General features: G+C 29.8%; 12 protein-coding genes. 1 reads left to right on the top strand and 11 read right to left on the bottom strand.

Annotated features, from left to right (window positions below; genetic code table 11):
* Positions 1-255: 255 nt before the first annotated feature.
* The 5 genes from CLOBL_RS04295 to CLOBL_RS04315 form a co-directional block, all read right to left on the bottom strand.
* Positions 256-561: a hypothetical protein gene (locus CLOBL_RS04295; RefSeq protein WP_077857888.1), complete on the bottom strand. Its 306-nt coding sequence runs from the start codon at positions 559-561 to the stop codon at positions 256-258.
* A 143-nt stretch (positions 562-704) separates the two neighbouring features.
* The gene (locus CLOBL_RS04300) at positions 705-1,142 is read right to left on the bottom strand and encodes an ACT domain-containing protein (RefSeq protein WP_009169536.1); all 438 of its coding nucleotides are present in this window, start codon (positions 1,140-1,142) and stop codon (positions 705-707) included.
* Complete coding sequence (gene thrB / locus CLOBL_RS04305; protein ID WP_077857889.1) at positions 1,142-2,038, bottom strand: homoserine kinase; 897 nt, start codon at positions 2,036-2,038, stop codon at positions 1,142-1,144. Before thrB ends, CLOBL_RS04300 begins: the two co-directional genes overlap by 1 nt.
* Before the next feature lie 12 nt (positions 2,039-2,050).
* Positions 2,051-3,508: a threonine synthase gene (gene thrC / locus CLOBL_RS04310; RefSeq protein WP_077857890.1), complete on the bottom strand. Its 1,458-nt coding sequence runs from the start codon at positions 3,506-3,508 to the stop codon at positions 2,051-2,053.
* A 161-nt stretch (positions 3,509-3,669) separates the two neighbouring features.
* On the bottom strand, positions 3,670-4,608 hold the full coding sequence (locus tag CLOBL_RS04315; RefSeq protein ID WP_009169533.1) for a hypothetical protein: 939 nt from the start codon (positions 4,606-4,608) through the stop codon (positions 3,670-3,672).
* A gap of 383 nt (positions 4,609-4,991) precedes the next feature.
* Here CLOBL_RS04315 and CLOBL_RS04320 point away from each other — a divergent pair, with 383 nt between their 5' ends.
* Complete coding sequence (locus CLOBL_RS04320; RefSeq protein WP_077857891.1) at positions 4,992-5,966, top strand: alpha/beta hydrolase; 975 nt, start codon at positions 4,992-4,994, stop codon at positions 5,964-5,966.
* A gap of 233 nt (positions 5,967-6,199) precedes the next feature.
* Here the strand turns inward: CLOBL_RS04320 and CLOBL_RS04325 are convergent, their stop codons facing one another.
* The 6 genes from CLOBL_RS04325 to hemC form a co-directional block, all read right to left on the bottom strand.
* The gene (locus CLOBL_RS04325) at positions 6,200-6,751 is read right to left on the bottom strand and encodes a DUF3867 domain-containing protein (protein WP_009169531.1); all 552 of its coding nucleotides are present in this window, start codon (positions 6,749-6,751) and stop codon (positions 6,200-6,202) included.
* Positions 6,752-6,853: 102 nt separating this feature from the next.
* On the bottom strand, positions 6,854-7,489 hold the full coding sequence (locus tag CLOBL_RS04330) for an epoxyqueuosine reductase QueH (protein ID WP_077857892.1): 636 nt from the start codon (positions 7,487-7,489) through the stop codon (positions 6,854-6,856).
* Between the two features lie 92 nt (positions 7,490-7,581).
* Positions 7,582-8,874, bottom strand: a complete 1,293-nt coding sequence (gene hemL / locus CLOBL_RS04335) for a glutamate-1-semialdehyde 2,1-aminomutase (RefSeq protein WP_077857893.1) — start codon at positions 8,872-8,874, stop codon at positions 7,582-7,584.
* A gap of 35 nt (positions 8,875-8,909) precedes the next feature.
* Positions 8,910-9,878, bottom strand: coding sequence for a porphobilinogen synthase (hemB, locus tag CLOBL_RS04340; RefSeq protein WP_077857894.1), 969 nt, complete (start codon positions 9,876-9,878; stop codon positions 8,910-8,912).
* 222 nt (positions 9,879-10,100) lie between these two features.
* A complete protein-coding gene (gene cobA, locus CLOBL_RS04345; RefSeq protein ID WP_077857895.1) occupies positions 10,101-11,561 on the bottom strand; it encodes a uroporphyrinogen-III C-methyltransferase in 1,461 nt (486 codons plus the stop codon).
* 72 nt (positions 11,562-11,633) lie between these two features.
* Positions 11,634-12,512 carry a hydroxymethylbilane synthase gene (gene hemC, locus CLOBL_RS04350; RefSeq protein ID WP_077857896.1) on the bottom strand — a complete coding sequence of 293 codons (879 nt, stop codon included), beginning with the start codon at positions 12,510-12,512 and terminating at the stop codon, positions 11,634-11,636.
* Between the last annotated feature and the right edge of the window lie 33 nt (positions 12,513-12,545).

The following is a 12,545-nucleotide window of genomic DNA, read 5'->3' on the forward strand; positions in this document are numbered from 1 at the left end:
ATATGTTGCAATAATAAAATTACATTTAGGATGTCTATCCGCTAAGTAAATATCTGAATGTTAATTGTAGAAAATCAATTGCAACATATATATTAAAAACACCTAACAAAAAGTGTACTATACCCATGTTTACTTCACTCAATATTTAAAGTAAACTTAAAAAATATAAACACACATTCTATTAAGTGTTTTTTATAGATAACTATTTTAAGAAAACGTATATGCCTAATTGTCATTTAAATTAATAAATTTGATTTAGAAACAGCAACGTCTAGAACATCTTCTTCTGCCTGCAAGATTTAAAACGGCCTGCCTTGTTCTAGCATTAGCATCTTTTACGCCTTGCCTATACCCTTCCATAACTCCCTGGTCTCTCCCACCTGTAAATCCATCATTGTAGCCATCATTATAGCCTTCTCTATATCCTTGATTGTACGTATCTGCTAATGTACCTGCTAGAATGTTATCCCTTCTGCAATTACGATTAACATTTTCTCCAGCTGTCTCTCCAAACGGATTTGAATTATTACATCTGCATCTTCTATAATTTCTATTTTCCATTTTTTCTCTCCTTTGTATTTTATCAATTTCTATATAGTATATTATGATTATTTATTTTATTTGTTATTGATTTAAGTACTCATAAATATTTAATAATTCACTATTTTATATAAAAAAATAGCGAGGGCCCCACCTCGCTATTTCTATTCCATACCTACAAAATCAACTTTTTCTACATTTTTAATATTAAGCAATCCATTTGTTAAAGTTTTTATGTCACAATCCACAGTTGAAAGATCTATTGTTATACTTAAATTAGCATAACCATTAAGAGGTATACCTTGATTTATTGTCAAGATATCTCCACCTTTTTCTGAAATATAATTACTAATAATAGATAAAAGTCCTTTTTCATTTCTAAAAATGATATTATAAGTGATTTTTCGCCCCTCTGAAGTTTCTGCAAAATCAAATACAAAATCCTTATACTTATAATATACACTTCTACTTATCCCTGCTATTTTTACAGCTTCTGTTATTTCTTTTACTTTGCCGTCTTTTAAAAGTTTTTTAGCATATAAGACTTTTTCATAAACATCGGGTAATACCCGTTTATCTATAACTAAGTAATCTCCACTCATTAGTTTCTACCTTCTATAATGGTCGCCCCCGCATTATCTATAGATAATTCTAATATATCCCATTCCAATCCTTTTATTTTTAAAAATTCCCTAAGCTTATTGCTAAAGCGCTCATCCTTTTCGTCGATAATCGCCATGATTGTCGGACCTGCACCACTTAAGTAGCACCCCAATGCTCCTAATTCATAGCTCTTATTATACACCTCTTCAAAACCAGAAATCAATTTGCTTCTGTAGTTTTGGTGAAAGGCATCTTTACATGCATACTTAATTAATTCATATTTTCCACTTGAAAAACTTGCTACCATAAGAGCAGCTCTTGAAACATTATAAATCCCATCTTTCAAGCTTATGTCTTTAGGAAGTACACTTCTTGCTTTTGATGTGGATAATCTAAAATCAGGAATTATCGAAATAAACCTAATCCCCTTTTTTACATCTACCTTATCATAGAAAGTTTTATTTTCATCAACTATTGCAACCACCATACCACCAAGTAATGCTGGTGCAACATTATCTGGATGGCCTTCAATTTCTACAGCCATCTGTAATAATTCATCTCTTGAAAACCTTCGCCCTAAGATCTCATTTGCTCCTACTAGTCCCCCAACTATACATGTAGAACTGCTCCCAAGACCTCTAGATACTGGTACATCTTGTTTTGTTTCACTTATTTCAAGTCCTTTTATTTTATAGCCCGCCTTATCAAAACAATATTTCATTGCTTGATATATTATATTGCTTTCATTACAAAATTCTTCTGGCATTCCATTGAACTTCAAACCATCTTCCAATTCTTTGAATTCGAACTCATTATATAAGTTTAATGCTATCCCTAAAGAGTCAAATCCAGGTCCCATATTAGCTGATGTAGCTGGTATTCTCACTTTTATCATACGCATATTCCTCTATGCATTTAAGTAAGAAAGTAGAGCATTTTTCATCTCATTCTTATCCCATACTTCATCATAAAGTACCTTAGCATTTTCCAAAACACTTAAGCTATCTGGCACTTTATTATCAGTTGCTTTAGATAATTTTTCTAATACCTTAAAATCATTTAATCCTTCTACATCAATGTTAAGCGCATTACAAATGCTTCTTGGAAATTTGAATGGACTTGCCGTTGAAAGTATTAAAGCTGGTTTGTCATCCTTAGTGTCTTTTACATACTTCTCTTTAACAACATATGCTACAGCAGTATGAGTATCCATTAAATACTTATCTTTTTCATAAACTTCTTTTATTGCTGCATATACTTCTTCAGTTGTTGCAAAATTTCCATAGAACTCTTTTATAAAGGTTTTTATTTTTTCATTCACTTTATAAATACCTTTTGTATTTAAATCCTTCATCAATTCACTGACAACTGCTGTATCCCTTCCGCTTGCTTCAAATAATAATCTTTCTAGATTTGATGAAACAAGTATATCCATTGATGGCGATTCCGTTAAAACAAGTTCTCTTTTCTTATCATATACTCCTGTTTCAAAGAAATCTGTTAAAACTTTGTTTTCATTTGATGCACAAATAAATTTATCTATTGGTAACCCCATTTGCTTAGCGTAGTATCCTGCTAAGATATTACCAAAATTTCCTGTTGGAACTACTACATTTATTGCATCATCTTTTTTTATTATTCCTTGATTTACTAAATCAAAGTATCCATAAAAATAATACACTATTTGAGGTACTAGTCTTCCAATGTTAATTGAGTTTGCTGATGATAAAATGAATCCTTTTTGAGCTAGCCCTGCTCTAAAATCATCATCTCCAAATATTTCTTTAACTCCAGTCTGAGCATCATCGAAATTGCCCTTTATTCCGATAACTTTAACATTGTTTCCTTCTTGACTTGACATTTGTCTCTCTTGAATTGCACTAACTCCATTTTTAGGATAATAAACTACGACTCTAAAGCCTTCAACATTCTTAAACCCTTCAAGTGCAGCTTTTCCAGTATCTCCTGACGTTGCAGTAAGAATTGTTATATCCTCTTTAACCTCACAAATCTTCTTAGCCCTTTTCATAATTTGTGGTAAAAATAACAATGCTGCATCTTTAAATGCGCATGTAGGTCCATGATACAATTCCAAAAAGTTATTTTTCACTTCTACACTAAACCTATCATTATATGCATCATTAATCGCCCCTATTAATTCCGCATCATCAATGTCAGTGAAATACTCATTGATAATTTTAAATGCTAGCTCTTCATATTTGATGTGTGTATCCTGTTTCAGCTCATCATAAACCTTAGGAAATTCATCTGGAACATATAATCCTCCATCTTTAGAAATTCCATTAATTATCGCTTTAGCAGATAGTATGTCTTTTTCTAAACCTCTAGTACTTCTAAACTTCATCTGATCTCACCTCAAAATTGTATTAAATATGAAAATATATTCCTCTTTTACTGACAAATTTAAATATATAAAAACATATTCCACTTGTTATATATATTATCATGTATTTTATAGATATACAAGTGTTTTTCTGTAAAATACATGATAATATAATTATTTTTTTACATGTAAATGTTTAAAGGCATAATTTGAATCGCGCATTCATTTATTCTTAAATCTGGACACTTAGGTACAAATATATCATTTTTCTCTAAACACTCTAAAAGAGGTTTACATTTTTCAAAAAAATTTTCATAGAACTCCTCTTGTCCTGTTTTTCTCAAGAGACTTATGGAATCACATTCTTCAGTGCAAGTTTTAATCACTTTTCCAATAACCCTGCAAGGGCAATTTACAGTATCAAATATGTTATACCTATTATTCATAAAGTTTTCTTTATTTACAGTTAGAATTGCTGTTCCTTTTCCACTGTTCATTATTAAATCCAATGTATTGTTATATGTCAAAACACTTTTTACATATGTTAACATCTTCAAGAACATTGTAAAATTAATATTTCCAGGACAATTCTTAGCTAAATCATCTAGATATTCACTTCCAAATATAGATATTAAATTTATCAATGTATCAACAAAAGGCAGAATACCTTGATTTGTAACTGTCCCTCTAAGTTCTATTAGATCTCCTGGATATATATTATTATTCTCTATATCATTTTCAGTCTTATGCTGCAAATGCTTATTTTCATCAAAATAATCAATTAAATTTCTATTTAATACAAAAGTAGTATAAGTAGTTTTAACCTGTCTTTCTTCTCTTATACATTGCTTTGCATCTATGTCTTTATCCATATGATGACTTTCCATATTATTATTAGCATCTAATTTATTTTTATCCCTATATCCTTTTCTTTCAATTCTTGCAATACTTCCCTGGTTAGAATTTTCTATTCTATCTCCTTGGTGCAATCCTGCCGATAATGTTCTATCAAAAGCCTTAGTATTAGTTATTGTTTCTATAAATCCTGTTAACACTAAAGAAGATAAATTTCTAACTAAATTTTCGTCTAAATAAACAAGTACATCAAAGGAATTATTCATAAATGCTCCTTCCCTTCAAAAGGATTACTAAATAAATGTTCTTCTTATATATTATTCATATTCATATGACCATAAAATATTATTTCTATTTTTATTCCGATATTTCCTAATTAATTACATAATTCTTACACTTAAAACTTTTTTAATTTCTTATGATATAATTTACTGTATAATTCTTTATTAATGTAGAAATTCTAATATAGTCTTCACTTCATTCTATTATAACTTAATACGTAAACTACTTTGATTTCCACGTTAGTAAATCACTTCTAGTAACACTCACATAAGAAAGGAGGATGCTAAGGCATATTTAAAAATATCAATAGTATGCCTAATTTTTGATAAACTATATAATTTCTAGTTTATTGCTAGCATATGTTTTAATGAAGAAATTTTTCAAAAGATCATTTTTGATTCTTATTGCTGTAACTATTATCTTTTCTATAATATTTCGTACGCGAATTATGTTTTGCTACAGAATTGCAGATAAATATATTGCTTTAAAAAATAATCAATGGGACTTACAACTAACTAATCCCCAAAAATTATCAAACTCTATAACTTATAAAGATGTTGTATATAAGAACACTAATAACGTTCCTCTAAAATTAGATATTTATGAACCAATAAATCAAATATATAAGTCTTCACCTGTACTTTTATATGTTCATGGTGGAAGCTTTGTTTATGGCGATAAAAGTATTCCTTATACTTTAAGTCCAATATTAGATACATTCAGAGAACAAGGTTATACAATCATAAGCACTTCCTATGAACTTATGAAAGATAAAGAAAATTTCAACAAACAGATTTGCGATATTAAGGATACCATTAGATGGATCTATAAAAATAAGTTAACTTATAATTTCAATACAAGCGAAATAGGAATTATCGGTATTTCATCAGGTGCTCATCTTTCACTTATGGCAAGCTATAGTGGAGAGAATGAATTTGTAGACGATAAAGACTTGAGTAATTATCCTTCAAAAATCAAGTATTTAATTGATTTTGCAGGCCCAACTGATTTAAGCCTTTTAAATACTAGTAATTTAAATTATGATCTCTCAAAAATATTTTCTTCAATTTCAGATAAAGAAGAGGTAATCAAAAAATATAATCCTATAAACTATGTTAATAAATCAATTCCAAATACATTGATAATACATAGCAATTTTGACCCCACAGTTCCTTATGAAAGCTCAAAGGAACTTTATGATGCAGGTGTAAAAGTACATGCTGGCATTAAGCTAATCACTCTAAATAGCAGTGTTCATGATCTATCAAGTATTTCAAATAACGATATAACTTCAATTTCCAAAGGATTGTTGGAATTTGTAATATTCAATTCTCCTCTATGATATTTTTTAGTTAATTTAAGGCACATGAAAATAAATAACAGGTCCAATATTTTTCATCATGCAAGGAGGTAAATTGACCTCATAGCCGGATCTATTAGGTCAATTTGCCAACGTAGTATGATGGAAAATAGGCTAACAAATGGACTTATTATTTATTTGATTGTGCCTAAATACTTATATATTAAAATAAAGGATGAAATTTCCTTAAAATTTCATCCTTAACAACTTATCTATTAATATTCATAGTTTTTTATATTTTCGCATAAGACTATATTTATTTTTTTATCCTCTATTACTTTCTTATACGAGCATAAAAATTCATTTAATTCATTATCATTTAAATCTATGCTCTTTTCACTTGCTAATATGACATCACTTTTTTCTATAAGTACTTTCAAATCATTTTTATCATTTTTTATGAAGTACTCAGACATAACCTTATTTGCCATCCTGCTTTTATACTTTTCTTGAAAGCTCATATTTTTCTTCATAGTATCATAATTTGAATTATCAATACTTAATCCTGGAATCTTAAACTGCTCTTCAATCATAGAAGGATCTACTCCATATCTCTCCAAAAACTTCTTTTGTATATTAATTAATTTGTCTTGAGATATATTGTTTTCCTCCATATAAGTCATTATATTTTTAGAGAACTCCGCCATATTCATTTTTCCTTCAGCTAATTTATAATACATAGAATATATATAATCTTCAAACTTATCTACATCTTTGTCTTTAACTTTATTCTTTAACTCATTAAAATCTATAATCTTATCAGACATATTAATCCTCTCCTTTATACTATTATATAATAACAAGTATTTATCTGGTGTAAATTTTTTATTACATTGGTAATGCATAAGAAAAAATGATCATTGTCTAATTCATTCTTTATTCATCTGCGCTCTTTCATTTTTCGAAAATACGCAACCGCAATAATCTTGTCTATATAAATTGTATTCATTTGAAAGTTCTATGGAACGTTTATAGCCTTCTTTTTTTTTGAAATCTGAATACAAATATTTTATATTATATTCTGTACTTAATTTTTGGCCTATTTCATTTAGTTTTTGTGCATTCTTATGAGGACTTATCGATAATGTTGTTGTAAAATAATCATAACCTTTATCTTTAGCTATAGCAGCTGCCTCTTCAAGTCTTAATTCATAGCACTTAAAACATCTCGTGCCACCTTCCCTTTCGTTTTCTAATCCTTTAGATATTTCATAGAAATTTTCAGTATCGTATTTTCCCTCAATAAAATCTATTTCATGCTCAACTTTAAGCTCTGAAATAAATCTTTTTTGTTCTACTACTCTTCTTGAATATTCATCTAAAGGATAGATATTGGGATTATAAAAGAAAATCGTTATTTTAAAATATTTTGATAAATATTCTAATACGTAGCTGCTACATGGTGCACAGCAGCTATGCAACAATAATCTTGGAACCTTTTTATCATTCACTAAATTTTCTATTAGTAAATCCAATTCCTTTTGGTAATTAATTTTATTCGTCATAAGCCATTCCTTTAATATTACAGACCTCTCCTCAAAAGAGTATAGTCCACAATCTCTTTAAATATTCTATTCTTAGTCTATATAAATTTTCACTATTTATTACGACTTTCGTTAATTGCAAATTCTTCGAAGGCATTTAAAAATCTATCAATATGTATTTCTTCATGTTTTACACTTAAAAATACTGCTTCAAATTGAGATGGTGCTATATTTATTCCTTTTCTTAGCATATGATCAAAATATCTATTAAATCTTTCCACATTACATTTCTTAACATCTTCGTAAGTTCTAACTTCCTCCAAGTCAGTAAAGAATATTGTCATCATACCTCCAACTCTGTTCATTACACTTGGGAGATTGTATTTTTTTGATATCTTTACTACCCCTTCTTGAAGCTTTGCTCCTATTTTTTCAATATGATCATAATAATTTAAATTATTATTTAATTTATTTAAAGTTGCAAGTCCTGCTGCCATGACTATTGGATTTCCAGACATTGTTCCTGCTTGATATACTCCACCAAGTGGTGATAATTTTTCCATTATCTCTCGTCTTCCGCCATAAGCTCCACATGGAAGTCCGCCGCCCATAATCTTAGCATAGGTAATCAAATCTGGTTTAACATTAAACAAAGCCTGAGCACCTTTAAATGTAACTCTAAATCCATTCATTACCTCATCGAATATTAATAACGCTCCATATTGTGTACAAAGATCTCTTAAGGTCTCCATAAAATCATCTTCTGCTTTTATTACTCCCATATTTCCTGCAACTGGTTCAATAATAACACCTGCTATTTCATTTCCATACTTCTCAAATAATTCTGTAATTTGCTTTTTATCATTATATATACCTATTAATGTATTCTCTATGCTTTCATTTGGGACACCAAGTGAACCTGGAATTCCTCCTGTCATTACCCCAGAACCAGCTTCGATTAAAAATCCATCAAAATGCCCATGATAGCATCCTGCAAATTTCACTATTCTCTTTCTATTAGTATATCCTCTTGCCAGCTTTACTGCACTCATAGTTGCCTCTGTACCAGAATTAACCATTCTAATCATTTCAACATTGTCTAAATTAGTACACATAAACTTAGCTAAGTCTAATTCTAATTTTGTTGGCGCCCCAAAAGCTAGAGCTTCTGAGCTTATTTTTTGAATAGCCTCGACAACATCATCATCGCAATGTCCAAGAATTAGCGGCCCCCAAGCTAAAACAAAATCAATATACTCGTTATCATCTTCATCTTTAATTATTACACCTTTTCCAGACTTTATAACTGGCGGGTTTAATTTAACACCTTTAAACGCTCTAACTGGGCTATTAACTCCACCTGGCATATATTTTTCTGATTCTTTAAATATTTCAAGGTTTTTCATGTCTTTTCCTCCTTGGGCTTACATTATTTATATATTTATCGTCCATTTAAAATTTTTGATGCTTCTAATGCATGATAAGTAATAATTATATCAGCTCCAGCTCTCTTAATTGAAGTTAAGGTTTCCATCATTACTCTCTCCTCATCAATAAGCCCAAGTTTTCCTGCTGCCTTAATCATAGCATATTCTCCACTTACATTATATGCTACAAGCGGCATATTAAAGTTTTCTCTGCAATCTCTTATTATATCCAAATAAGAAAGTGCTGGCTTAACCATAATGAAATCTGCTCCTTCTTCTATATCCATTTGTGTTTCACGAAGAGCTTCCATTCTATTAGCTGGGTCCATTTGATATGTTTTTCTGTCTCCAAATTGTGGTGCAGAATTTGCTGCATCTCTAAAAGGTCCATAATATGCAGAGCAATATTTTGCTGAATAACTCATTATACTAATATTTTTAAATCCATTTTCATCTAATGCTTTTCTTATAGCTCCAATTCTTCCATCCATCATATCAGATGGTGCAATTATATCTGCTCCTGCTTTAGCATGAGATACAGATATTTTAGCTAAATATTCCAAAGTTTCATCATTATCTACATATTCATCATGAATTATTCCACAGTGGCCATGAGAGGTATACTCACACATACAAACATCTGTTATGACAAGCATGTCTTTGTCTAGCTTTTTGATTTCTCTTATTGCTTGTTGAACAATTCCATTATCATTATAAGCCTCTGATCCACATTCATCTTTATGATCTGGTATTCCAAAAAGCAATACTCCTGCAATATCAGCTTCCTGAATCTCTTTAATTACTTCATGTAATCTATCAATAGAAAAATGATAATTTCCTGATAATGAAGAAATTTCATTCTTTATATTATTTCCTTCTACAACAAAAATAGGATAAATAAAATCCTTTGAATTTAATATTGTTTCTCTAACCATATCACGAATGGCTGGATTTACTCTAAGTCTTCTTCCTCTTTTAATCATAATAATACATACCTCCACTAATTCAGTTCACAGCTCGCAAAATATTAATTAACAGTTTCAAATGAAAATCCATGTTTCCAAATATAACTTACTTATACATTCACTTTTCTTTCAAAATCTCTAGATTAATCTCTTTTACTTGCATAACTCTTCCAATTTTCATTTATATTTATGATTACCTTCAAGTAACATTTTAATCTTTTTATTATTAACTTCTAATTATTAAATAAATGCTTGTATTTCCTTTAAAAAGCCCTCTTCACTATGTTCTGTGCATACATAGGCCTCTATTCCTAATTTTTCTAATGGCTCACTTGTTTTTGGTCCTATTGCTATAATCTTCTTCTTTTTGATTTCTTCTATGCCTAACATCTCTATCATATTATTAACAGTTGATGGGCTTGTAAAGAATACTATATCAACTTCATCAAAAGACTTTTTATTAACCACAGAACCACAAACAGTATCATAAATATATACTCTATCAACCTCAATACCACAGCTTATAAGTTCTTCATATATATACTTTCTGCTCTTAGCTGAGCATGGTAAAAGTAAATTCTCATTTTTATTTAAATGTGGCTTTAATATATTTAATAGACCCTCAGAAGCAAATTCCTTTGCTTTTGCAAAGCATCTAATTCCTCTTTGCTTTAAAGCTTTCTCTGTTGCATCTCCAATAACTGAAATTTTTGCCTTAATTCCTCTTATATCATAATCTTTTTCTATTAAATAATCAAAGAATACTTCAACACTATTTACCGAAGTAAACACTATATGTTCATACTTTCCTAATTTATCTATATAATCTTTTAGATTATCTGCCTCATTTTTTATCTCTATAGCATTGAAGCTTGTAACTTCTGCTCCTAATTCTACTAATTTATTTTTTAAATTTATCGATTGTTTCCTTGAGCGTGTAATACATATATTCTTTCCGAACAAAGGTTTATTCTCATACCAATTTAAATCTTCACTTAAATTTACTACTTCCCCAACTACAATTATGCATGGAGATTTTAAATTAGCAGCTTTTACTTTTTGGGAAATATTATCTAGAACTCCTATCACTTTTTTTTGCTTAGCTGAAGTCCCTCTCATTATGACACCACATGGAGTAGCTGAATCTTTTCCATTTTTAATAAGCTCACTAACTATATTATCTAAATTACTTAAACCCATCATAAATACCAAAGTTCCTTCTTCAGATGCTAATGCCTTGAAATTCACCTTTAGATCTTTAGCTGATTTACCTGTTATAACATGAAAGCTTTGAGCTATCCCTCTATGAGTTATTGGAATTCCTGCATAATTCAAAACTGCAATGGGAGATGTTACTCCCGGAATTACTTCAAAGGATATATTTTCTTTTTTTAAAGCTAATACTTCTTCTCCGCCTCTTCCAAACACATATGGATCTCCACCTTTTATTCTTCCAACTATATGTCCTTTCTTAGCTAGCTTTACTAAAAGTTCATTAATTTCATCCTGAGTTTGAGAATGAGCCCCTGGTTCTTTGCCACAATAATAAACCTCACAGTTTTCACTTAAGTAATTTAATATATTATTTGAAACCAATCTATCATAAAGTACAGCCGTACATTTTTTCAACGCTTTAACAGCTTTTAAAGTTAATAACTCTTCATCTCCTGGTCCTGTCCCTATTATATATACTTGCTTCATAACATGCCTCCTAATTAAATCAGTTAACAGCTATCAATTAACAGTTAACGATTATTAATAAAACTCATCAATCTATACATTTATTATCTTTTCAGCTAATTTTTTTCCTAAGATACTATGCTCATCTTTACTTCCTAAAATATCCTTTTTTACTATTTTGCCTCCAATATCATATATACCAATCATATATAAATCATTTCCTTGAATTTCTGAATACGCCCCAATAAGGCTGTGACAGTCTCCATTTAGTCTTCTCATAAAACTTCTTTCTGCTTCAACTGTCAATTTAGCATTTGAATCCTCTAACATTTCAAAGTAGCTTTTAGCCTTACTTGTTTTTAAACACTCAATTCCAATAGCCCCTTGGGCAACTGCTGGTAGGAACTTCTTAGGATTAAAATATTCAGTTATTAAACTTTCTTCATTTAATCTTTTAAGACCTGCTGCTGCAAGTATGATTCCATCTAAATTTTGATTTTTCATTTTTTCAAGTCTTGTTTGAACATTTCCCCTAATTGAAACTATTTCTATGTCATCTCTTAAGAGTTTAAGCTGACAAGCCCTTCTAATGCTGCTGGTCCCTACTATTGCTCCTTTTTTAAGTTCCTTAAAAGGTATATTATCCTTTGAAATAAGGACATCTCTTATATCTTCTCTTTCAGTTATTGCAGCAATTTCAAATTCCTCACTTAATTCATAAGGAACATCTTTCATACTGTGAACTGCTCCATCTGCTCTTTTCTCTAAAAGTGCACGTTCTATATCTTTGACAAATAATCCTTTGCCACCAACTTTAGCCAAAGAAACATCTAATTTTCTATCGCCTTCTGTTACTATAAGCAGCTTCTCGCTGTCTATATTAAATTTTTCTTTTAAGCTTTTCATTATAATTTCTGTCTGTACCTGAGCCAATCTGCTTTTTCTTGTTGCCACTGTTATAAGATTATTCATTAATTAACATTCCTCCGTAATTATATGTAAAAA

This window comes from Clostridium sp. BL-8, assembly GCF_002006495.1.
Taxonomy (GTDB): Bacteria; Bacillota; Clostridia; order Clostridiales; family Clostridiaceae; genus Clostridium.

What these genes read in the sequence shown, in the direction of transcription:
- hemC (WP_077857896.1), bottom strand. Translation starts at nt 12,512, where the DNA reads ATGAATAATCTTATAACAGTGGCAACAAGAAAAAGCAGATTGGCTCAG.
- CLOBL_RS04320 (WP_077857891.1), top strand. Translation starts at nt 4,992, where the DNA reads ATGAAGAAATTTTTCAAAAGATCATTTTTGATTCTTATTGCTGTAACT.
- thrB (WP_077857889.1), bottom strand. Translation starts at nt 2,038, where the DNA reads ATGATAAAAGTGAGAATACCAGCTACATCAGCTAATATGGGACCTGGA.
- hemB (WP_077857894.1), bottom strand. Translation starts at nt 9,878, where the DNA reads ATGATTAAAAGAGGAAGAAGACTTAGAGTAAATCCAGCCATTCGTGAT.
- CLOBL_RS04330 (WP_077857892.1), bottom strand. Translation starts at nt 7,489, where the DNA reads ATGACGAATAAAATTAATTACCAAAAGGAATTGGATTTACTAATAGAA.
- thrC (WP_077857890.1), bottom strand. Translation starts at nt 3,508, where the DNA reads ATGAAGTTTAGAAGTACTAGAGGTTTAGAAAAAGACATACTATCTGCT.
- CLOBL_RS04300 (WP_009169536.1), bottom strand. Translation starts at nt 1,142, where the DNA reads ATGAGTGGAGATTACTTAGTTATAGATAAACGGGTATTACCCGATGTT.
- CLOBL_RS04295 (WP_077857888.1), bottom strand. Translation starts at nt 561, where the DNA reads ATGGAAAATAGAAATTATAGAAGATGCAGATGTAATAATTCAAATCCG.
- cobA (WP_077857895.1), bottom strand. Translation starts at nt 11,561, where the DNA reads ATGAAGCAAGTATATATAATAGGGACAGGACCAGGAGATGAAGAGTTA.
- CLOBL_RS04315 (WP_009169533.1), bottom strand. Translation starts at nt 4,608, where the DNA reads ATGAATAATTCCTTTGATGTACTTGTTTATTTAGACGAAAATTTAGTT.
- CLOBL_RS04325 (WP_009169531.1), bottom strand. Translation starts at nt 6,751, where the DNA reads ATGTCTGATAAGATTATAGATTTTAATGAGTTAAAGAATAAAGTTAAA.
- hemL (WP_077857893.1), bottom strand. Translation starts at nt 8,874, where the DNA reads ATGAAAAACCTTGAAATATTTAAAGAATCAGAAAAATATATGCCAGGT.